Genomic DNA, 21,389 nt, shown 5'->3' with positions numbered 1-21,389 from the left:
AGGCGCCGCGTCGGCGGCGCCTGCCGTGTCCGCCGGACGGCACCGGCGGCCGCCGGCGTCGACGATCCCCCTCGGCTACCGCCCGACCGCCGGCACCCCGGGCACGCCCTTGGGCGCCGGGGCCGGGGCGCCGGAGAGGAAGGACGCCCAGCCCTGCTTCGGGGCCTCGCCCACGTCCAGGGTGCGCAGCCTGGCCAGGACCGCCGGGTCCTGGGCGTCCAGCCAGTCGGCCAGCTGCCGGAAGGACACGCAGCGCACGTCGGGTTTGTTGCAGACGTGCGCGACGACCTGCTCGACGGCGCGCATGTACGTGCCGCCGTTCCAGGACTCGAAGTGGTTGCCGATGATCAGCGGTGCGCGGTTGCCGTCGTAGGCCCGGCCGAAGCCCTTGAGCAGGCTGTCGCGCATCTGGTCGCCCCAGTAGGCGAACTTGGTCCGGTCGCCCTGGGTGGCGGTCCCAGACTGGTTGACCATGTAGTTGTAATCCATGGTGAGCTGCTCGTAGCGGTGGCCGGGAAAGGGCACGAGCTGCATGGACAGGTCCCACAGGCCCTGCTTCTTGCCCGGCCAGACCTGGTTGTTGACGCCGCTCGTGTCGTAGCGGAAGCCGAGCCCGCGCGCGGCCGTCATGAAGTTCTTCTGCCCCTCGAGGCAGGGCGTGCGCGCGCCGACGAGCTCCTTGTCGTAGTCGAAGGGCAGCGGGGCCGCCTTCTTCATGCCGGTGTTGCTCTTCCAGGTCTTGACGAACTGTTTGGCCTGGTCGATCTCGTCCTTCCACTCCTCGACGGACCACTCGCCGACGCCGCCGTTCTTGCCGCAGAAGTGACCGTTGAAGTGGGTGCCGATCTCGTTGCCCTCCAGCCACGCCAGGCGCAGCTGCTTCACGGTTGCGGCGATGCCCTGCTCGTCGTTGAACCCGATGTCCGAGCGGCCCGGCGAGTGCTGTGGCGGTTTGTACAGGTCGGCCTTCTCCGCCGGCAGCATGTACACGCCGCTGAGGAAGTAGGTCATGGTCGCGTGGTTGTCCCTGGCGACCTTGCGGAAGTGCGAGAACAGCTTCTGGCTGTCCTCGCCGGCGCCGTCCCAGGAGAAGACCACGAACTGGGGCGGCTTCTGGCCCGGCTTCAGGCGTTCGGCCCTGGGCAGGTGGGGCTGTGCTCCGGTGTACGCGGTGGAGCCGTCGCCGATCAGCCGGACGAGGCTTTTGGGCGCCGGAGCCGGCTTCGCCTTCTCCGCCCCCGACACCCCTTCCTCGGAGCCATGGGAACCACCGGTTCCCGTGGCGCAACCGGCGAGCGATGCGGCTACGGCCGCGGCGACCACTGCGCCTGCGGCGATCCTCTGGGTGGCGGCCATGTTCCGCCCACCTTCTTCCTTCTCTCGGCCAACGCCGACGAGGGCGTTCTCTGATGACGCGCCGGATCGAGCCGACGGCGCCGTCAAGATCGCATAGGGCCGAGAAGGAATTAATACGACAAGCCGACAAAAAGACCACTTCACCCTTTCAGGCGATTCGTTGCCCTATTTGCCACAAAAATCCATGCTTGACCTTTACTCTGCATTACGATCTGTTTACCGAGCGTTGGAATTCATCCCGCCGCTGCATGCCGTGACCCACGGCCGCGACCGCCCCCGCCACAGCCGGGGGACCACCTGTTCCGCGACCGCGCCGCCCCGGAGGAGACGGGAACCATGTCCGCCTGCGTCCCCACCCGCACCACCGCCCACTCGACGCGCACGAAGCGCGTCCAGCAGTCCCACAGTCCGTCACCGCCCCCTCACCGCCGCTTCCACGTCGCGGGCGCCGATGTGTCCGCCTCGATCGCGGTGTTCCTGATCGCCCTCCCGCTGTCCCTCGGCATCGCCCTCGCCACCGGCGCGCCCCTTCAGGCCGGCCTCGTGGCCGCCGCCGCCGGCGGGATCGTCGCCGGCTGGGTCGGCGGTTCACCGCTCCAGGTCAGCGGCCCCGCTGCCGGTCTGACCGTCGTCACCGCCGATCTCATCCAGCGCTACGGATGGCGGACCACCTGCGCCATCACCGTCCTCGCCGGGATCGCCCAACTGGGTCTCGGCTGCCTGCGCGTGGCGCGCACGGCCCTCGCCGTCAGCCCCGCCATCGTGCACGGCATGCTCGCCGGCATCGGCATCACCATCGCCGTCGCCCAGCTCCATGTCGTCCTCGGCGGCAACCCGCAGAGCTCCGTCCTCGACAACCTTCGTGCTCTGCCCGCTCAGTTGGCGGGCCTGCATCCCGCGGCCGTCGTCGTGAGCGCGCTGACGCTGACCCTGCTGCTGCTCTGGCCGCGTATCCCCGGCCGGGCGGGCCGGCTGTTGAACAAGGTGCCCGCCGCGCTGGTCGCGGTCAACGGCGCCACCACCGCGGCCGCTCTCGCCGGCCTTGCCCTGCCGAAGGTCGACCTGCCGTCCTGGAGCAGTCACGCCCTGGCCGGCCTCCCCGAGGGACCGGTGCTCGGGCTGGTGGCCGCCGTGGTCACCACCACGCTCGTCTGCAGTGTCCAGTCTCTGCTCGGCGCGGTTGCCGTGGACAAGATGATCGCCACCCGCCCCGGCCTGCTCGGCTCCCGCTCCGCCCGCGTCGGCCGCTCCGACCTGGACCGCGAACTGCTGGGCCAGGGGGCGGCCAACATCGTCTCCGGCGCGCTCGGAGGACTCCCCGTCGCGGGCGTGGCCGTGCGCAGTTCGGCGAATGTCCGAGCCGGTGCCGCGAGCCGGAACTCCACGATGCTGCACGGCGTTCTCGTAGTAGTCGCCGCGCTGCTGATGGTCCCGATCCTGGATCTCATCCCGCTCGCCTCACTCGCCGCCCTGGTGATGGCCGTCGGCATCCAGATGGTGTCCCTGCACCACATTCGCTCGGTGACGCGCCACCGAGAGGTACTGGTGTACGCCGTCACCACCCTCGGAGTGGTCGCCCTCGGCGTCCTCGAAGGCGTGGCCCTCGGCATCGCCGTCGGGGTCGCGGTGGCCCTGCACCGCCTCGCCCGCACCCGCATCACGCACCACGAGAAGGAAGGAGTCCATCACGTACAGGTCAGAGGCCAGTTGACGTTCCTCGCCGTGCCGCGGCTCAGCCGAATCCTGCACCTCGTCCCGCAAGGAACCCATGTCGTGGTGGAGTTGGACGGCTCCTTCATGGATCACGCCGCCTACGAGTCCCTGCAGCACTGGCAGAAGACGCACACCGCGCACGGCGGCTCCGTCGACCTGGCCGGCCGGCGCTCCGCATTCGGGGGCAGAATCCTCGAACCCGCCGGCGTCGAACACCCGGCTGACGGCCAGGAAGTGGGCGCCGCCCTCGCCGACTGCCGCTGCCGTCCCTGGACGCCTTGGCGCAACCACCAGTGCGAACAGCCGCGTTCCGCCCCTTCGTCCCTCGACGAGTACACCGACGACACCGCTGACGGCGACGGCGCAGACGGCAGTGCCGACAACCGTCCCGGCGGCAGACCCGCCGGCTCGGAGCCGACGACGTCGGCCGGGAAGCCGGTCGGACGGCACGGCGAGCCGGGACACGGGGAAGCAGTGCCCGACGGACCAGTGCACGGCTCCGCGCGCGTCACCGGCTCCGGCGGGGCGGTGGCCGAAGCCGGGGTCGACGAGGACCGGCCTGGGGTCGATGGGGCCCGGGCCAGGGTGGGCAGTGCCCGGCCAAAGGACGACGGGGCCGCCGACGCCGACGGGGCTCCTGAAGTCGGCCCGATGCCCGGCATCGAGGCCGCCGCCCGAACCTGGAAGGCCGTTGCCGGCCACGGCGACGCCGGGGCTCACCGGTCCGCCGGTGCCGGCAGAGCCGTGGGGTCCGGCGCCGGCAGAGCCGTGGGTTCCGGGGGCGGAACCGGACCGAGCACGTCCGAGCCGAGCGCACGTCGGCTCGTCCGTGGCATCAGCGCGTTTCAGCGCAACACCGCGCCACTGGTGCGGGGCGAGCTGGCCCGACTGGCACGGGAGGGGCAGCAGCCGTCCCAGCTGTTCCTCGCCTGCGCCGATTCACGGCTGGTCACGTCGATGATCACCTCCAGTGGTCCCGGCGACCTGTTCGTGGTGCGCAACGTGGGCAACCTGGTGCCCCCGACGGGGCAGGAGAGCGGGGACGACTCGGTGGCCGCCGCGATCGAGTACGCGGTGGACGTGCTCGACGTGCGATCCATCACGGTGTGCGGGCACTCGGGGTGCGGCGCCATGCAGGCACTGCTCACCTGCGAGCCCGGCCCGGCGCGCACACCGCTGAGACGGTGGCTGCGGCACGGCCTGCCGAGCCTGGATCGGATGGCCGACGACGGCCGTCCCGTCGCCCGGCTGGCCGGGCGGGCGGCGGCGGACACGGTCGAGCAGCTGTGCCTGACCAATGTCGTCCAGCAGCTGGAGCATCTGCGGACCCACCCGTCCGTGACCCGGGCGTTGCAGGCCGGGACGTTGGAGTTGCACGGGCTGTACTTCCATGTGGGCGAGGCCCAGACGTATCTGCTCACCGGGGCCGAGCAGGGCGGCGGCGAGGTCTTCGACCACGTAGGGGCGACGGACGTGTCCGCCTGAGCCCCCGACGCGCAAGCGTAAACGCACCACGCACCGCTGCCTTTCCGGACTCGGGCGGGAGGGCAGCGGCGCACCGGCCGAGGAAATGAGGAGGTACGCAGACGGGGAGGTGCCGTGATGCGACAACCGATGTGAGAGGGGTTACACCCGCTGAACTCCTCCCGCTCCGTGTCCGTGGGTACGGATGACCCCTGGCTCACCGCGACGGGGGCGAGCACCCTCGCGTCACCCCGACCCTGACAGGTCTAAACCAATTATTCGTCGGCCCTTGTCACCGGCCCCTCAGGTCTGATGAGCTGTGGCCTGGGACACAACGGACACGGACACCCTTCGAGAGGGAGATGTCGTGAACAACGAAAGCCTGGCCAACCTGCTGGGGGAGGAGAGTGGCGTATGACCGAGTCTCCTTCACTTTCCAACCTGCTCAAGGAAGAGCGCAGGTTCACGCCGCCCGCCGAGCTGGCGGCCCACGCCAACGTCACGGCGGAGGCGTACGAGCAGGCCAAGGCTGACAGGCTCGGCTTCTGGGCCGAGCAGGCCCGTCGGCTCACCTGGGCCAAAGAGCCGACCGAGACGCTGGACTGGTCGAACCCGCCGTTCGCCAAGTGGTTCAAGGACGGCGAGCTCAACGTCGCCTACAACTGCGTCGACCGGCACGTGGAGGCCGGCAACGGAGACCGGGTCGCCATCCACTTCGAGGGCGAGCCGGGCGACAGCCGCGCGCTCACCTACGCAGAGCTCAAGGACGAGGTGTCCAAGGCCGCCAACGCCTTGTTGGAGCTGGGAGTTCGGAAGGGCGACCGGGTCGCGGTGTACATGCCGATGATCCCCGAGACGGCGATCGCGATGCTCGCCTGCGCCCGGATCGGCGCGGCGCACTCCGTCGTCTTCGGCGGGTTCTCGGCGGACGCGCTGGCCACCCGGATCCAGGACGCGGACGCCCGTGTCGTCATCACGTCCGACGGCGGTTACCGGCGCGGCAAGCCGTCCGCCCTGAAGCCGGCCGTGGACGACGCCGTCGCGCGCGTGGACAACGTCGAGCACGTCCTCGTGGTGCGGCGCACCGGCCAGGACGTGGCCTGGACCGAGGGCCGGGACGTGTGGTGGCACGAGGCCGTGGACCGGCAGTCGGCCGAGCACACACCTGAGGCGTTCGAGGCCGAACACCCGCTCTTCATCCTCTACACCTCCGGCACCACGGGTAAGCCGAAGGGCATCCTGCACACGTCCGGCGGCTACCTCACGCAGACCGCGTACACCCACCACGCGGTCTTCGACCTCAAGCCCGAGACCGACGTGTACTGGTGCACCGCCGACGTCGGCTGGGTCACCGGCCACTCGTACATCGTGTACGGGCCACTGGCCAACGGCGCGACGCAGGTCATGTACGAGGGCACGCCCGACACACCGCACCAGGGCCGCTTCTGGGAGATCGTGCAGAAGTACGGGGTCACGATCCTGTACACGGCGCCGACCGCCATCCGCACCTTCATGAAGTGGGGCGACGACATCCCCGCGAAGTTCGACCTCGGCAGCCTGCGGGTGCTGGGCTCGGTCGGGGAGCCGATCAACCCCGAGGCGTGGATCTGGTACCGCAAGCACATCGGGGGCGACCGCACGCCCGTCGTGGACACCTGGTGGCAGACCGAGACCGGCGCGATGATGATCTCGCCGCTGCCGGGCGTGACGGCGACCAAGCCGGGGTCGGCGCAGACTCCGCTGCCGGGCATCTGCGCGACCGTCGTCGACGACGAGGCCAACGAGGTGCCGAACGGCGGCGGCGGCTATCTGGTCCTGACCGAGCCGTGGCCGTCGATGCTGCGCACCATCTGGGGCGACGACCAGCGGTTCCTCGACACGTACTGGTCCCGCTTCGAGGGCAGGTACTTCGCGGGCGACGGAGCGAAGAAGGACGACGACGGGGACGTCTGGCTCCTCGGCCGCGTCGACGACGTGATGCTGGTGTCGGGTCACAACATCTCCACCACCGAGGTGGAGTCCGCGCTGGTGTCCCACCCGTCCGTCGCCGAGGCGGCCGTCGTGGGCGCCGCGGACGAGACGACCGGGCAGGCCATCGTCGCCTTCGTCATCCTGCGCGGCACCGCGAACGCGGAGGACGAGCAACTCGTCGCCGACCTGCGCAACCATGTCGGCGCCACGCTCGGCCCGATCGCCAAGCCGAAGCGCGTCCTGCCGGTCGCGGAGCTGCCGAAGACCCGCTCCGGCAAGATCATGCGCCGGCTGCTGCGGGACGTCGCGGAGAACCGTCAGCTGGGTGACGTCACGACGCTGACCGACTCAACGGTCATGGACCTCATCCAGGCCAAGCTCCCCGCCGCACCCAGCGAGGACTGAGCCCGGGGGCTTCTCAAGGCCCCGCGGACACGCTCCACAGGCCCGTCCGGCGCACGCCGCGCCGGACGGGCCCCCCGCGCGCCCGTGCGCCCCCGCGTCCGCACCCGGGAGCACCCGCGCGCCGCTTCTGGGAGCACCCGCACGTCCGCCCCTGGGGGCACCCGTGAAATGCATAAGAGGCGCACGCTCGTGATGCGACCCGACGTGCCATGGGTAGGCTCGGGAAGAAACGTGAACCTCAGGTGCGCCGGGAAGTCTGGTCGGCATGCAGTCAGCCCTGCCCACCGACCGGAGGTCCCCCCGTGAACGCGCCCCGCCCCTCGGCCCCGTCCCCCGCTCCCCGCAAGGTGTTCGGACGGCTCTCCTTCCCCGAACGGAACTTCGTCGCGAACGCCCTGCGCACCGAGACCGTCGGCGGGGTGCTGCTGCTCGTGGCCGCCGTCGCCGCGTTGATCTGGGCGAACGTACCCTCACTGCACGACGCCTACGACAGCGTGAGCCACTTCCACCTCGGCCCGGAGGCCCTGGGCCTCCACCTCTCCGTGGAGCACTGGGCCGCCGACGGCCTCCTCGCCGTCTTCTTCTTCGTCGCCGGCATCGAACTCAAACGCGAACTCGTCGCCGGTGATCTCAAGGATCCGAGAGCCGCCGCGCTCCCGGTCGCGGCCGCTCTGAGCGGCATGGCCGTGCCGGCGCTCGTCTACACGCTCACGAACCTCACGGGCGGCGGCGATGTGAGCGGTTGGGCCGTGCCCACGGCCACCGACATCGCGTTCGCGCTCGCCGTGCTCGCCGTCATCGGGACGTCGCTGCCGAGCGCGCTGCGCGCCTTTCTGCTCACCCTCGCCGTCGTCGACGACCTCTTCGCGATCCTGATCATCGCGGTCTTCTTCACGAGCACCATCGACTTCGCCGCGCTGGGGGGCGCGGTCGCCGGGCTCGTCGTCTTCTGGCTGCTGCTGCGCTCGGGCGTACGCGGCTGGTACGTCTATCTGCCGCTCTCGCTGATCGTGTGGGCGTTGATGTACAACAGCGGCATCCACGCCACGATCGCCGGCGTCGCCATGGGGCTGATGCTGCGCTGCACGACGCGCGACGGCGAGGAGAGCTCCCCCGGCGAGCGGATCGAGCATCTCGTGCGACCGTTCTCCGCAGGTGTCGCGGTCCCGCTGTTCGCCCTGTTCAGCGCCGGAGTGGCGATTTCGGGCAACGCCGTCGCGGACGTGTTCGGCCAGCCGGAGACACTGGGCGTCGTACTCGGCCTCGTGGTCGGCAAGACGCTCGGCATCTTCGGCGGAACCTGGCTGACCGTCCGTTTCACCCGGGCTTCGCTCAGCGAGGACCTGGCCTGGGCGGACGTCTTCGCCGTCGCGTCCCTCGCCGGAATCGGTTTCACCGTCTCGCTGCTGATCGGCGAGCTGGCCTTCGAGGGAGACGCGGCCCTGACCGACGAGGTCAAGGCCGCCGTCCTGCTGGGCTCACTGATCGCGGCGTCCCTGGCGACCGTGCTGCTGAAACTGCGCAACGCCCGGTATCGCCGGATGTGCGAAACGGAGGAGCGCGACGACGACCTCGACGGCATCCCCGACGTCTACGAACAGGACGACCCGGCGTACCACCTGCGGATGGCGGAGATCCACGACCGCAAGGCCGCCGAACACCGCCGGACGGCTGAGGAGATCAGCCGGCGGATCGCCCAGGAGGACGCCGCCGCGCGTCACGGGCTTGCCGAAGTGCCGGGCGGGGCAGGCGAGGACGGCGACCGTCCGGCATGATCTGACGGGACGGTACAAAAGAACCCGGAATCTCAGAGCAGCAGCAGGAGAGGGAGAACGCGATGAGCGCACCCGACGGCAGCCCGGTCGGCGCCGAACGCAGCATCGGCCAGCTGTTCGCCTCGGCGACGACCGAATTGTCGGCGCTGGTGCACGACGAGATCGCGCTGGCGAAGGCGCAGTTGAAGCAGGACGTCAAGCGCGGCGCACTGAGCGGCGGGGCGTTCTCGGTGGCCGGCGCGGTCCTGGTGTTCTCCCTGCCGATGCTGAACTTCGCCCTGGCGTACGGCATCCGGACCTGGAGCGACTGGAACCTCGCGATCTGCTTCCTGCTGTCCTTCGCGGCGAACGTGCTCGTCGCGGTCGTCCTCGTGCTGATCGGCGTGGTCTTCGCCAAGAAGGCGCAGAAGGGCAAGGGAGCGCAGAAGGTGGCCGCGTCCATGAAGGAGACGGCGGGCGTCCTGCAGAACGCCAAGCCGCACCCGCGGCCCGAGCTGCCGCATGAGCGGGCGCCGGAGGCCCTCGAGGCTGTGGCACGCTCGTCGTCATGACGGACCCCGCGTTTCCCTCGCCGCCGCCCGCCTCGCTCGTACGGCCGGGCGCGGTCTTCGGCATGCCGGTCACCCACCGCGAGGTCGCCGCGAACGGCGCGCGGTTCCACATCGCGGAGGCGGGCGACGGTCCGCTCGTCATGCTCGTCCACGGTTTCCCGCAGTTCTGGTGGACGTGGCGGCATCAACTGGTCGCGCTGGCCGAGGCCGGCTTCCGGGCCGTGGCGATGGATCTGCGGGGCGTGGGCGGCAGCGACCGCACGCCCCGCGGTTACGACCCGGCCAACCTCGCCCTCGACATCACCGGCGTGATCCGCTCCCTGGGCGAGCCGGACGCCGCGCTGGTCGGCCACGACCTCGGCGGCTACCTGGCGTGGACTGCGGCCGTGATGCGCCCCAAGCTCGTGCGGCGGCTGGCCGTCGCGTCGATGCCGCATCCGCGGCGCTGGCGCTCGGCGATGCTGTCCGACGTCCGGCAGAGCGCCGCAAGCTCCCACATCTGGGGTTTCCAGCGGCCGTGGATCCCGGAGCGGCAGCTCACCGCCGACGACGGCGAGCTGGTGGGCCGGCTGATGCGGGACTGGTCCGGGCCACGGCTGCCGGAGGACGACGCGGTGGAGACGTACCGGCGCGCGATGTGCATCCCGTCCACCGCGCACTGCGCCGTCGAGCCGTACCGATGGCTGGTGCGCTCGCTGGCCCGTCCGGACGGCGTCCAGTTCTACCGGCGTATGAAGCGGCCGGTGCGGGTTCCCACGCTGCACCTGCACGGCTCCCTCGATCCGGTGATGCGCACCCGCAGTGCGGCCGGTTCCGGCGAGTACGTCGAAGCGCCGTACCGGTGGAGGCTGTTCGACGGGCTCGGGCACTTTCCGCACGAGGAGGATCCGGTCGCTTTCTCCACCGAACTGGTCAGTTGGCTGAAGGATCCCGAACCCGACCGGTGACCGTTCGATCCCGATGGGTACAGCGTTCGGCCGCGTCCGGGCAGTCGGTTCGGCACACCTGTACGACGATCGGCCAAATGCCTGACGCATAGGCCAATTGGCGGCTCCGGGGGCGGTTATCGACCTTGGGGCAGGGGCAGACGTCCGGGTATGGGCTGGACGCACGACTACAGTGACGCAGGACGCAACCGCCGCTCGGCCAGTGGCCTGAGCCCCCACCAACGAGGCGCGGACCCGCAACTGCCGGATTCCGATCTCCGGGTGGGCATTCCGCGCATCCTGCGCCGCCGGGCCCGCTGGGTCTCGGTCCGCCTGCGCCACCCTCGAGGCTGACGCGGGGCCGCCCTCGATCCCGACGCAAGGCGTGTTGAGCCTGACGCAGGGCCGCGTTGAACCTGACGCAGGCCGCGGGCGGCCCGAGGAGAGCGCGGCTGAAGTACGCGGCTAGAGGGCGCAGCTGTCGCTGTCCACCTGCTGGCCCGCGGTACGCCCCGTGGAGATGTCCTGCTGGATCTCGTCCGCGGTCAGGGCGTAGCCGGTGTCGGAGTCGTCCAGGGACTTCGCGAAGACCACGCCGTACACCTTGCCGTCGGGGGTGAGGAGCGGGCCTCCGGAGTTGCCCTGGCGGACGGTCGTGTACAGCGAGTACACGTCACGGCGCACGGTGCCGCGATGGTAGATGTCCGGACCGTTGGCCGTGATGCGCCCGCGTACCCGCGCGGCCCGGACGTCGTACGACCCGTTCTCCGGGAAGCCCGCGACGATCGCGCTGTCGCCGCTCGCCGCGTCCTCGGTGGTGAACCGGAGGGGGGGCGCGTCGAGGTCCGGCACATCCAGGACCGCGATGTCGCGCTTCCAGTCGTACAGCACGACGGTGGCGTCGTACTTGCGCCCTTCACCGCCTATCTGGACGGTGGGCTCGTCGACCCCGCCGACGACGTGCGCGTTGGTCATGACCCGGCGCTCGCCGAAGACGAAGCCGGTGCCCTCCAGGACCTTCCCGCAGCTCTCCGCGGTGCCCATGACCTTGACGATGGAGCGCTGGGCGCGCTTGGCGACCGCACTGTTCGCCAGCGCCGGGTCGGGTGGCTGGACGTCGGTGATCGGCTCGTTGGAGAACGGGCTGAAGACCTGCGGGAAGCCGTTCTGCGCGAGGACGGAGGAGAAGTCGGCGAACCAGGTGTCGGCCTGGGCGGGCAGCGCCCGGGACACCCCTTGCAGCACGTTGGAGCTGCGGACCTCCTTGCCGAGGGTCGGCAGGGTGGTGCCGGCCAGGGCGGAGCCGATCAGCCAGGCCACCAGCAGCATCGCCACGACGTTGACCAGCGCACCGCCCGTCGCGTCCAGCGCGCGGGCCGGGGACCAGGTGATGTGCCGGCGCAGCTTGTTGCCGAGGTGGGTGGTGAGCGCCTGGCCGACCGAGGCGCAGACGATCACCACGATGACCGCCACGACAGCGGCCGTGGTGCTCACCTCGGAGTTCTCGGTCAGCGCGTCCCAGATCACGGGCAGCAGGTAGACGGCGACGAGGCCGCCGCCCAGGAAGCCGATCACCGACAGGATGCCGACGACGAAGCCCTGGCGATAGCCCACGACCGCGAACCAGAGGGCGGCGACCAGCAACAGGATGTCCAGCACATTCACGGAGCTCACCCTGTCATGACCGCCAGTCCAGCGGGACCTGCTTCTCACGGTCCCAGGGCAGCTCCCAGCCCGCGAAGTGCAGCAATCGGTCGATGACGCCGGCCGTGAACCCCCACACAAGGGCTGATTCGACCAGGAATCCCGGGCCGTGGTGACCGCTCGGATGTACGGTCGTGACCCGGTTGCCCGGATTTGTGAGATCCGCCACGGGGACCGTGAAGACCCGGGCCGTCTCGCCGGGGTCGACGACCCCCACCGGGGTCGGCTCACGCCACCAGCCCAGCACCGGGGTGACGACGAAGCCGCTGACCGGGATGTACAGCTTGGGCAGCACACCGAAGAGCTGGACGCCGGACGGATCGAGCCCGGTCTCCTCCTCCGCCTCGCGGAGGGCTGCCCTGAGCGGCCCGTCACCGTGCGGGTCGCCGTCCTCGGGGTCGAGGGCGCCGCCCGGGAAGGAGGGCTGACCGGCGTGGGAGCGCAGGGAGCTCGCACGCTCCATGAGGAGCAGCTCGGGGCCGCGGTCGCCCTCGCCGAACAGGATCAGGACGGCCGACTGGCGCCCCGTGCCGTTCGCCGGCGGGAGGAAGCGGCTGAGCTGGGGTGGCTGGACGGTCTCCGCGGCGTGCACCACCGGGTCCAGCCAGGCAGGCAGCCCCTTCTTGCTGAGCGTCACGGAACCGCCTTGGGTATTGCTCGCTCGCGTCATCGCCACACCGCCCCCCGTTCTGCCGAGTCCAACGCCCGAACACCGGCAGATCGTTCCGCGGATCCCGTTCCGATCACCGCCGCGGCCGACAGCTCCCCGGCCACCGCATCGACCGCCAGAGCGGCAGAGCGCCGCTCACACCCCACATCGAGGGTCATGGCGGCGGATCGCCGAGGACGCCTCGCCTCGACCGCCGGAGTCGGCTTTGCGGTCGCCAGTCCTGCGGTCGCCAGCCCTCCGGCCGTCAATCCTCCGGCCGTCAGTCCTCCGGTCGTCAGTCCTCCGGCTGTCACTCCTCGCGTCATCCGGCCCCCAGCGGCGGGGCCGGCTTGCCGCCCGCGTCCAGGTAGGACTGGGGCGGGTTCAGACGCTGGCCGGGGAAGCCGCCCTTCTCGTACTTCAGGAGCTTCTTCGCCTTTTCCGGATCCGTCTCCCCCTCTCCGTACGCCGGGCAGAGGGGAGCGAGGGGGCAGGCGCCGCATGCGGGCTTACGGGCGTGGCAGATGCGGCGGCCATGGAAGATCACGTGGTGCGAGAGCATCGTCCACTCGCTCTTGGGGAAGAGCGCCGCTATCTCGGCCTCGATCTTGTCGGGCTCGGTCTGCTCGGTCCACTGCCAGCGCCGTACGAGCCGCTGGAAGTGCGTGTCCACGGTGATCCCGGGCCTGCCGAACGCGTTGCCCAGCACCACGAAGGCGGTCTTGCGGCCGACGCCGGGCAGTTTCACCAGGTCCTCGAGGCGGCCGGGGACCTCGCCGCCGAACTCCTCCACCAGGGCCTTGGAGAGGCCTATCACCGACCTGGTCTTGGCCCGGAAGAAACCGGTGGGGCGCAGGATCTCCTCGACCTCCTCCGGGTCGGCGGCGGCCAGGTCCTCAGGGGTGGGGTACTTGGCGAAGAGAGCGGGAGTCGTCTGGTTCACCCGGAGGTCCGTGGTCTGTGCGGACAGGACCGTGGCGACGATCAGCTGGAACGGATTGACGAAGTCCAGCTCGGGGTGGGCGTAGGGGTAGATCTCCGCAAGCTCGCGGTCGATACGGCGGGCACGGCGGACGAGCGCGGTGCGGGACTCGGGCTTCCGGACGACGGTCTTCGCAGCCGTGAGGGCCTTCGCGTCGACTGCCTTCCTGACCGGAGCTTTCTTGACCGGAGCCGACTTGGCCGGTGCTTTCCTGACCGCTGCCCTCTTCGCCGCTGCCTTCTTCGCTGCAGTGGTCCCGACCGCGGCTTTGCCGGCGTCGGTCTGATCCTCGGCAACCCTTTCGGCGGCTGCTCCACCGGTCGTTTCCGCGGCTTTCTCACCAGGCATCTCGTTTGTCACCTTTGCCGTTTTCCTACCACCACCAGAGTTCTGTTCGCCCACAGCGGAAACGCGACGTACAACCACCCGCCCAGCCCCCTAGGCCTGTGCTCTCACCGGCGTTTTGGACACCCGGCCAGCCTAAAGCCCGGGACCGACATCCGCCCCGGACCCTGAAGATCAGCCCCCAATTGGACCCCTGCCGCTTACCTCAGGACATGTGTGCGGCATCCTTGTGACAGATCACACTGTTTGGACCTTCCGGCAGAGTGGGGAACACGGTCCCCTGGTACACGGGGAGCAAGATCCCCCGAGCAGGTCGACAAGGAGAGAACTCGTGGACGACGTTCTGCGGCGCAACCCGCTCTTCGCGGCACTCGACGACGAGCAGGCCGCGGAACTGCGCGCCTCCATGAGCGAGGTGACCCTGGCCCGCGGCGACTCCCTGTTCCACGAGGGCGACCCGGGCGACCGGCTTTATGTCGTCACCGAGGGCAAGGTCAAGCTCCACCGCACGTCCCCGGACGGCCGGGAGAACATGCTGGCCGTGGTGGGCCCCAGCGAGCTCATCGGAGAGCTGTCGCTCTTCGACCCGGGCCCGCGGACGGCGACCGCCACCGCCCTCACCGAGGTCAAGCTGCTCGGCCTCGGCCACGGCGACCTCCAGCCCTGGCTCAACGCCCGCCCGGAAGTGGCCACCGCGCTGCTGCGCGCCGTCGCCCGGCGCCTGCGCAAGACCAACGACGCCATGTCCGACCTGGTGTTCTCGGACGTTCCCGGCCGTGTGGCTCGTGCGCTGCTGGACCTCTCGCGCCGCTTCGGCGTGCAGTCCGAGGAAGGCATCCACGTCGTCCACGACCTCACGCAGGAGGAACTGGCGCAGCTCGTCGGCGCCTCGCGCGAGACCGTGAACAAGGCCCTGGCGGACTTCGCCCAGCGCGGGTGGCTGCGCCTTGAGGCGCGGGCCGTCATCCTGCTGGACGTCGAGCGACTGGCCAAGCGCTCGCGCTAGTGCCGTGACCGTCCCTCGGGGCTGCCCGCCCCCAGCCCCCTGCTGACGCCTCTGAGCGGGCCTCGCCCTCCCGATGGTCATCTGGTGATGTGCGTGCGGGACAGGCCGTCCCGCACGCGCCCACGCCGCGCCACGCCACAGCGCCTCCGGCGGCCTCGCCGCACTCACGGCCCCGCCGCGTCCGCGGTTCCGCCGTACTCGCGACCCCGCCGCGTCCTCGCGCGGCCGAAAAACGGGCCGCCGAGTCGCTCCCCGGGGCAGCACAGTGGGCGCATGACAGAAGCGCTTCCTTCCCGAGGTCTCGACGCCCAGGGGTACATCGCGCGCGAAGGCTCCCTCGCGCGCGTACCGGCGGCCTTCGAGCCGGTCGTCGCAGCCGCCCGGGACGGGCTCCGCGACCTCTTCGCGGCACAGCTGCACAGCGCGTACGTCTACGGATCGATCCCGCGCGGCACCGCGCGCGTGGGGCGCAGCGATCTCGACCTGCTCGTCGTGCTGCGCGCGGAGCCGTCCGCCCGGGACCGCGCGGCGGCCGGTGCGCTCGACGAGACGCTCGACAGCGAGTTCCCGCAGATCGACGGCTGTGGGACGCTCCTGGTCGATCACCCGCGCGTGCTGAGCGACCTGGAGACCCACGACCTGGGGTGGTTCGTGGCCTGCCTGTGCACCCCTCTGCTCGGCGAGGACCTGGCCGAGCACCTCCCGCGCTACCGGCCCGACTCCCTCCTCGCGCGCGAGACCAACGGCGATCTGGCCCTGCTCCTGCCGCGCTGGCGCGAGCGCGTCGCCACGGCCGACTCCGAAGGGGCCCGGCGGCCTCTCGTCCGGTTCATGTCCCGGCGTCTCGTGCGGACCGCCTTCACCCTCGTCATGCCCCGCTGGAACGGCTGGACGAGCGACCTCCACGAGATGGCGGAGGCCTTCGGCGTCTACTACCCGCGACGCGCGGAGCAACTGCGGGCGGCGGCCGTCCTCGGGTACGAGCCGCGGGGCGACCGGGACGTCCTCGCGTCCTACGTCGACGACCTGGGCCCCTGGCTCGCGCGGGAGTACGCGCGCGTGCACGGCGTGAAGGCCCCGAGACCGGCCGAGCAGACCTGATCGGGCCGACCCGGCAGGCCTGACCAGGTCCGTGCGGGCGCCGGCCGGGTCCGTGCGGGCGCCGGCCGGGTCCGTGCGGGTGCCGGCCGGGTCCGTGCGGTGCGGGTCAGATGAGGCCGTGCTCTGTCAGGTACTCCAGCTGGGCCCGTACCGACAGCTCTGCCGCCGGCCACAGTGAGCGGTCGACGTCGGCGTACACGTGGGCGACGACCTCGGCAGGGCTGCGGCGGCCGTTCTCGACCGCCGTCTCGACCTGGGCGAGGCGGTGGGCGCGGTGGGCGAGGTAGAACTCGACGGCGCCCTGGGCGTCCTCCAGGACCGGGCCGTGGCCCGGAAGGACCGTGTGGACGCCGTCGTCGACCGCGAGGGACCGCAGCCGCCTCAGGGAGTCCAGATAGTCGCCCAAGCGGCCGTCGGGGTGCGCCACGACGGTCGTGCCCCGGCCGAGGATCGTGTCGCCGGTCAGGACGGCCCGGTCGGCCGGGAGATGGAAACAGAGCGAGTCGGCGGTGTGGCCGGGCGTGGGGACGACCCGCAGCTCGAGGCCGCCCACGGTGACCACGTCGCCGGCGCCCAGCCCCTCCTCGCCCAGCCGCAGCGCCGGGTCCAGGGCCCGCACCTTCGTGCCGGTCAGCCCGGCGAAGCGGACGGCGCCCTCGGCGTGGTCGGGGTGGCCGTGCGTCAACAGGGTCAGCGCGACGCGCTTGCCGGCCCGCTCGGCGGCGTCCACGACCGCGCGCAGATGACCGTCGTCCAGCGGGCCCGGGTCGATCACGACCGCCAGGTCGGAGTCGGGCTCGGCGACGATCCAGGTGTTCGTGCCGTCCAGGGTCATGGCGGACGCGTTCGGAGCGAGGACGTTGACCGCGCGCGCGGTGGCCGGGCCCGAGAGCACTCCGCCGCGGGGCTGGCCGGGGAGGGCGGCTGCGTCGGTCATGCCCGGGCCCCTTCCGTGACGCCGGGGGCAACACCACGGCGGCGGTCGACGGCCTGCGCGCCACCGTCCGGCCGAGACCGGCGGATACCCGCCCCGCGCGGGCGGGTCGCCACGCGCGTGTCCGTCGTCCTGAGGTCCGTACGGGCGACCGTCGCGCCGAGGACCGTACGGGCGACCGTGTACAGGGCCGTCATGCGGGCCCCCTTCCGGTGATCTCGGCCCCGATCCGCTTGGTGAACTCGTCGTGCCCGGGCCAGGAGAGCACGACCTCGCCCTCCACCATCCGCGCCTCTGCCAGGACGGGGGTGAGATCGAGGTCCGGGGCGGCGGCGAGCGCTTCGGCCGCCGTGGCGTACGGGGCGAGCCGGCGCAGGGTCGCGATGGTGGGCGGCATCATGAGCAGCTCGCCCTTGTCGTAGGAGGCCGCGGCGTCCGACGGGCGGATCCACACGGTGCGGTCGGCCTCCGTGGACGCGTTGCGGGTGCGCTGCCCCTTCGGCAGCGCGGCCACGAAGAACCAGGTGTCGTAGCGGCGGGGCTCGAACTCCGGGGTGATCCAGCGGGTCCAGGCACCCAGCAGGTCCGACCTCAGGACGAGGCCGCGGCGGTCGAGGAACTCGGCGAAGGACAGCTCACGGGCGGCCACCGCGGCCCGGTCCGTCTCCCAGTCGGCGCCCGTGATGTCACCGACGACCGAGTCGGGCGTCGGCCCCGCGAGCAGGACGCCGGCCTCCTCGTAGGTCTCGCGCACGGCCGCGCAGACGATCGCCTGCGCCGCCGTCTCGTCGACGCCCAGCCGTTCGGCCCACCACGCGCGCGTGGGGCCCGCCCAGCGCACGTGCCGGTCGTCGTCGCGGGGGTCGACACCGCCGCCGGGATAGGCGTACGCGCCTCCGGCGAAGGCCATGGACGCGCGTCGGCGCAGCATGTGCACGACGGGGCCGGCGTCGGTGTCCTTCAGGAGCATGACGGTGGCCGCGCGCTTCGGGACGACCGGAGTGAGGTCACCGTCCGCCAGCGCGCGGATGCGTTCCGGCCAGTCCTGGGGAAACCACTGCCCATTCGCCATGGGCGCGAGGCTATCCCGTGGTGGGCGAATGTTCGAGAGCTCCCCGAGGTCAGCGCGCTCCGACGGGACGCCTGCCCGGTGCCGGGGAACATCGCGCCAGACGGGACGGCGGGACGGGCGGACACCTGGGCGGACAGGCGGACAGGCGGGCAGGCGGGCAGGCGGGCAGGCGGACAGCAGGGACCAGACCGCCGGGAGCCGGGCCACCAGGAACCAGGCCGCCAGAGACCAGACCGCCAGGGACCAGACCGCCGGACCGGCAGGCCCTAAGGAGCGAGCTCCACCTGGATCTCGACCTCGACCGGCGCGTCCAGCGGCAGCACCGCGACGCCCACCGCGCTGCGCGCGTGCACGCCCTTGTCGCCGAAGACCTCGCCCAGCAGCTCGCTCGCGCCGTTGAGCACGGCGGGCTGGCCGGTGAAGTCCGAGGCCGAGGCCACGAAGCCGACGACCTTCACCACGCGCGCGACGCGGTCCAGGTCGCCCGCGACCGACTTGACGGCGGCCAAGGCGTTCAGCGCGCAGGTGCGGGCCAGCGCCTTGGCCTCCTCGGCGGTGACCTCGGCGCCGACCTTCCCGGTGACGGGCAGTTTGCCGTCGACCATGGGCAGCTGGCCGGCGGTGTACACGTACGGGCCGGACTGCACCGCAGGCTGGTAGGCCGCAAGGGGCGGCACGACCGCCGGCAGCTTCAGGCCGAGCTCGGCGAGCCTCGTCTCGACCGCGCTCACGCCTTCGCCCGCTTCAGGTAGGCGACGAGCTGCTCCGGGTTGTTCGGGCCGGGCACGACCTGGACGAGTTCCCAGCCGTCCTCGCCCCAGGTGTCCAGGATCTGCTTCGTGGCGTGGACGAGCAGCGGCACAGTTGCGTATTCCCACTTGGTCATGGGGGCGACTGTATCGGCTGGTGCCCGGGGCCCGGTTTCACAGGCCATGTGGCCGATTGCCGCCCCCGTTGTCCACAGCCTCCCGATTGCCTCGGGCGCCGACTGGTTACGCTCGAAGACGTGAGCAGGCTCCAGGTCGTCAGCGGCAAGGGCGGGACCGGCAAGACGACGGTCGCCGCGGCCCTCGCGCTGGCCCTCGCCACGGCTGGGAAGCGGACGCTTCTCGTCGAGGTGGAGGGCCGGCAGGGCATCGCACAGCTCTTCGAGACACAGGCGTTGCCCTATGAGGAACGCAAGATCGCGGTCGCTTCGGGGGGAGGTGAGGTCCACGCCCTCGCCATCGACCCCGAACTGGCCCTTCTGGACTACCTCCAGATGTTCTACAAGCTGGGAGGCGCCGGGCGGGCCCTGCGGAAGCTGGGCGCGATCGACTTCGCCACCACCGTCGCGCCAGGCCTGAGGGACGTGCTCCTCACCGGCAAGGCGTGCGAGGCGGTTCGGCGCAAGGACAAGAACGGGCGGTTCGTGTACGACCACGTCGTCATGGACGCGCCGCCCACCGGTCGCGTCACCCGCTTCCTGAACGTCAACGACGAGGTCGCCGGGCTGGCCAGGATCGGCCCGATACACAATCAGGCGCAGGCCGTGATGCGGGTGCTGAAGTCGGAGCAGACCGCCGTGCACCTGGTCACGCTGCTGGAGGAGATGCCCGTCCAGGAGACCGCGGACGGCATCGCCGAGCTGCGGGCGGCGAAACTGCCGGTGGGGCGGGTCATCGTCAACATGGTGCGGCCGGAGATGCTGGACGAGGACGGTCTGGAACTCGCACGGACCGCGACGCGTTCTTCAGTGGCCCGGTCGTTGTCCGCCGCAGGGCTCGGCGGGGCGCGCCGCGGCGGGCACGCCGAACGGCTGGTGGACCCGCTCCTGCGGCAGGCCGAGGAGTACGCCGAGCGGTACGCCCTGGAGCGTGAGCAGCGCGCGGTCCTCGGCGAGCTGGATCTGCCGCTGCACGAACTGCCTTTGCTCGCCGAGGGCATGGACCTCGCGGGCCTGTACCAGCTCGCCAACGAACTGCGGAAGCAGGGGATCGCATGAGCGCGGACCGGAATCACGACGAGGGGAACACCCGTCGCCGTCTCACCCCCGCGCCCGTGCTCGACCTCGATCCGCTGCTCGACGACCCGGCGACGCGCATCGTGGTCTGCTGCGGCTCGGGCGGTGTCGGCAAGACGACCACTGCGGCCGCTCTGGGGCTCAGGGCGGCCGAGCGCGGCCGCAAGGTGGTGGTCCTCACCATCGACCCGGCGCGCCGGCTCGCCCAGTCCATGGGCATCGACTCGCTCGACAACACCCCGCGCCGCGTCAAGGGCGTGGAGGGGGACGGCGAGCTGCACGCGATGATGCTCGACATGAAGCGCACCTTCGACGAGATCGTCGAGGCGCACGCGGACCCCGACCGGGCCGCCGCGATCCTGGGCAACCCCTTCTACCAGTCGCTTTCGGCGGGCTTCGCGGGCACGCAGGAGTACATGGCGATGGAGAAGCTGGGCCAGCTGCGGGCCCGGGACGAGTGGGATCTGATCGTCGTCGACACCCCGCCGTCCCGCTCGGCGCTGGACTTCCTGGACGCGCCGAAGCGGCTCGGCTCGTTCCTGGACGGCAAGTTGATCCGCGTCCTGCTCGCGCCGGCGAAAGTCGGCGGCCGCGCGGGGATGAAGTTCCTGAACGTCGGGATGTCGATGATGACCGGCGCGCTGGGCAAGCTGCTCGGCGGGCAGCTGCTGAAGGACGTGCAGACGTTCGTCGCGGCGATGGACTCGATGTTCGGCGGCTTCCGTACGCGCGCGGACGCCACGTACAAGCTGCTCCAGGCACCCGGCACGGCGTTCCTGGTGGTGGCGGCTCCCGAGCGGGACGCGCTGCGGGAGGCCGCGTACTTCGTGGAGCGGCTGGCCGCCGAGGACATGCCGCTGGCCGGCCTGGTGCTCAACCGGGTCCACGGCAGCGATGCCGCCCAGCTGTCCGCCGAGCGGGCGCTCGCCGCTGCGGAAAATCTTGAAGAGCCCGGCATTGTGGATCAGGACGGCGGGAAAGCTGGAGTTCGTAACTCTCCCGACACCTACGGCAGTTCAGCACCCGCAGCGCCCTCAGCACTCGATCCGGAGCGCGACGCCCCCACCGAAGCGGACCGGGCCACGCACTCGGACGCCCACCCGGACCGGCCCCGGGCAACCGGAGCCACTGAGACCGACAGGACAGCGACCACCGACGCGCACACCGGCGCGGACGTGGACCGTGCGGACCGGACCGTGGACGACCTCACCGCGGGTCTGCTCAGACTGCATGCGGAACGCATGCACCTGCTCTCCCGCGAGCAACGCACACGGGACCGCTTCACCGCGCTCCACCCGGAGGTGGCGGTGGCCGAAGTGGCCGCACTCCCCGGTGACGTGCACGACCTCACAGGGCTGCGCGACATCGGACAGCGCCTCGCGGCCGACCGGCCGGAGCTGCCCGAGACCACCGGATCCTGAGCCGAGGGTTTT

Annotated in this window: 19 protein-coding genes; 10 read left to right on the top strand and 9 right to left on the bottom strand. The window is 71.2% G+C overall.

Going from position 1 to position 21,389, the window contains the following annotated elements; genetic code table 11:
* Positions 1-75 precede the first annotated feature (75 nt).
* Positions 76-1,356, bottom strand: a complete 1,281-nt coding sequence (locus QA802_RS23115; protein ID WP_334525925.1) for a polysaccharide deacetylase family protein — start codon at positions 1,354-1,356, stop codon at positions 76-78.
* Positions 1,357-1,692: 336 nt separating this feature from the next.
* On the opposite strand from QA802_RS23115, the gene QA802_RS23110 reads away from it, so the two are divergent.
* The 6 genes from QA802_RS23110 (at position 1,693) to QA802_RS23085 (ending at position 10,515) form a co-directional block, all read left to right on the top strand.
* Positions 1,693-4,554 carry a bifunctional SulP family inorganic anion transporter/carbonic anhydrase gene (locus tag QA802_RS23110; protein WP_334525922.1) on the top strand — a complete coding sequence of 954 codons (2,862 nt, stop codon included), beginning with the start codon at positions 1,693-1,695 and terminating at the stop codon, positions 4,552-4,554.
* 393 nt (positions 4,555-4,947) lie between these two features.
* Positions 4,948-6,909 carry an acetate--CoA ligase gene (gene acs / locus QA802_RS23105; RefSeq protein ID WP_334525919.1) on the top strand — a complete coding sequence of 654 codons (1,962 nt, stop codon included), beginning with the start codon at positions 4,948-4,950 and terminating at the stop codon, positions 6,907-6,909.
* 302 nt (positions 6,910-7,211) lie between these two features.
* On the top strand, positions 7,212-8,684 hold the full coding sequence (nhaA, locus tag QA802_RS23100) for a Na+/H+ antiporter NhaA (RefSeq protein WP_334525916.1): 1,473 nt from the start codon (positions 7,212-7,214) through the stop codon (positions 8,682-8,684).
* Positions 8,685-8,746: 62 nt separating this feature from the next.
* Positions 8,747-9,235, top strand: a complete 489-nt coding sequence (locus QA802_RS23095; RefSeq protein ID WP_334525913.1) for a phage holin family protein — start codon at positions 8,747-8,749, stop codon at positions 9,233-9,235.
* A complete protein-coding gene (locus tag QA802_RS23090) occupies positions 9,232-10,182 on the top strand; it encodes an alpha/beta fold hydrolase (RefSeq protein WP_334525910.1) in 951 nt (316 codons plus the stop codon). Before QA802_RS23095 ends, QA802_RS23090 begins: the two co-directional genes overlap by 4 nt.
* A 150-nt stretch (positions 10,183-10,332) precedes the next feature.
* Positions 10,333-10,515: a hypothetical protein gene (locus QA802_RS23085; protein ID WP_107442719.1), complete on the top strand. Its 183-nt coding sequence runs from the start codon at positions 10,333-10,335 to the stop codon at positions 10,513-10,515.
* A 111-nt stretch (positions 10,516-10,626) separates the two neighbouring features.
* Here the strand turns inward: QA802_RS23085 and QA802_RS23080 are convergent, their stop codons facing one another.
* The 3 genes from QA802_RS23080 to nth all read right to left on the bottom strand — a co-directional run bounded on the left by QA802_RS23080 (position 10,627) and on the right by nth (position 13,844).
* Positions 10,627-11,826 carry a MarP family serine protease gene (locus QA802_RS23080; protein ID WP_334534827.1) on the bottom strand — a complete coding sequence of 400 codons (1,200 nt, stop codon included), beginning with the start codon at positions 11,824-11,826 and terminating at the stop codon, positions 10,627-10,629.
* 13 nt (positions 11,827-11,839) lie between these two features.
* On the bottom strand, positions 11,840-12,535 hold the full coding sequence (locus QA802_RS23075; protein ID WP_334525905.1) for an NUDIX hydrolase: 696 nt from the start codon (positions 12,533-12,535) through the stop codon (positions 11,840-11,842).
* Positions 12,536-12,836: 301 nt separating this feature from the next.
* Entirely contained in the window at positions 12,837-13,844 is a 1,008-nt protein-coding gene (nth, locus tag QA802_RS23070; protein ID WP_334525902.1) for an endonuclease III, read from the bottom strand.
* Between the two features lie 328 nt (positions 13,845-14,172).
* Between nth and QA802_RS23065 the strand changes: the two genes are divergently transcribed.
* Positions 14,173-14,847 (top strand): Crp/Fnr family transcriptional regulator, encoded by a 675-nt coding sequence (locus QA802_RS23065; RefSeq protein ID WP_020129286.1) that lies wholly within the window; start codon positions 14,173-14,175, stop codon positions 14,845-14,847.
* A gap of 273 nt (positions 14,848-15,120) precedes the next feature.
* Positions 15,121-15,948: a nucleotidyltransferase domain-containing protein gene (locus QA802_RS23060; protein WP_334525899.1), complete on the top strand. Its 828-nt coding sequence runs from the start codon at positions 15,121-15,123 to the stop codon at positions 15,946-15,948.
* Between the two features lie 106 nt (positions 15,949-16,054).
* On the opposite strand, the gene QA802_RS23055 is transcribed toward QA802_RS23060, so the two are convergent.
* The 5 genes from QA802_RS23055 to sp36 all read right to left on the bottom strand — a co-directional run bounded on the left by QA802_RS23055 (position 16,055) and on the right by sp36 (position 18,840).
* Positions 16,055-16,885: an MBL fold metallo-hydrolase gene (locus QA802_RS23055; protein WP_334525896.1), complete on the bottom strand. Its 831-nt coding sequence runs from the start codon at positions 16,883-16,885 to the stop codon at positions 16,055-16,057.
* Positions 16,882-17,079, bottom strand: coding sequence for a hypothetical protein (locus QA802_RS23050; protein WP_334525893.1), 198 nt, complete (start codon positions 17,077-17,079; stop codon positions 16,882-16,884). The genes QA802_RS23055 and QA802_RS23050 overlap by 4 nt, the downstream gene beginning before the upstream one ends.
* The gene (locus tag QA802_RS23045) at positions 17,076-17,954 is read right to left on the bottom strand and encodes an NUDIX hydrolase (RefSeq protein ID WP_334525890.1); all 879 of its coding nucleotides are present in this window, start codon (positions 17,952-17,954) and stop codon (positions 17,076-17,078) included. The genes QA802_RS23050 and QA802_RS23045 overlap by 4 nt, the downstream gene beginning before the upstream one ends.
* Positions 17,955-18,220: 266 nt before the next feature.
* Positions 18,221-18,685, bottom strand: a complete 465-nt coding sequence (locus QA802_RS23040) for a RidA family protein (protein WP_334525887.1) — start codon at positions 18,683-18,685, stop codon at positions 18,221-18,223.
* Positions 18,682-18,840 carry a Sp36 family protein gene (gene sp36, locus QA802_RS23035; protein WP_020129281.1) on the bottom strand — a complete coding sequence of 53 codons (159 nt, stop codon included), beginning with the start codon at positions 18,838-18,840 and terminating at the stop codon, positions 18,682-18,684. The genes QA802_RS23040 and sp36 overlap by 4 nt, the downstream gene beginning before the upstream one ends.
* A 120-nt stretch (positions 18,841-18,960) precedes the next feature.
* Between sp36 and bagA the strand changes: the two genes are divergently transcribed.
* Positions 18,961-19,938: an ATPase BagA gene (gene bagA, locus QA802_RS23030; RefSeq protein ID WP_334525884.1), complete on the top strand. Its 978-nt coding sequence runs from the start codon at positions 18,961-18,963 to the stop codon at positions 19,936-19,938.
* Positions 19,935-21,377, top strand: coding sequence for an ATPase BagB (bagB, locus tag QA802_RS23025; protein ID WP_334525881.1), 1,443 nt, complete (start codon positions 19,935-19,937; stop codon positions 21,375-21,377). Before bagA ends, bagB begins: the two co-directional genes overlap by 4 nt.
* Positions 21,378-21,389: the final 12 nt, after the last annotated feature.

This window comes from Streptomyces sp. B21-105, from assembly GCF_036898465.1.
Classification (GTDB): domain Bacteria; phylum Actinomycetota; class Actinomycetes; order Streptomycetales; family Streptomycetaceae; genus Streptomyces.
This window is presented reverse-complemented; position numbering and strand designations above follow the sequence as displayed.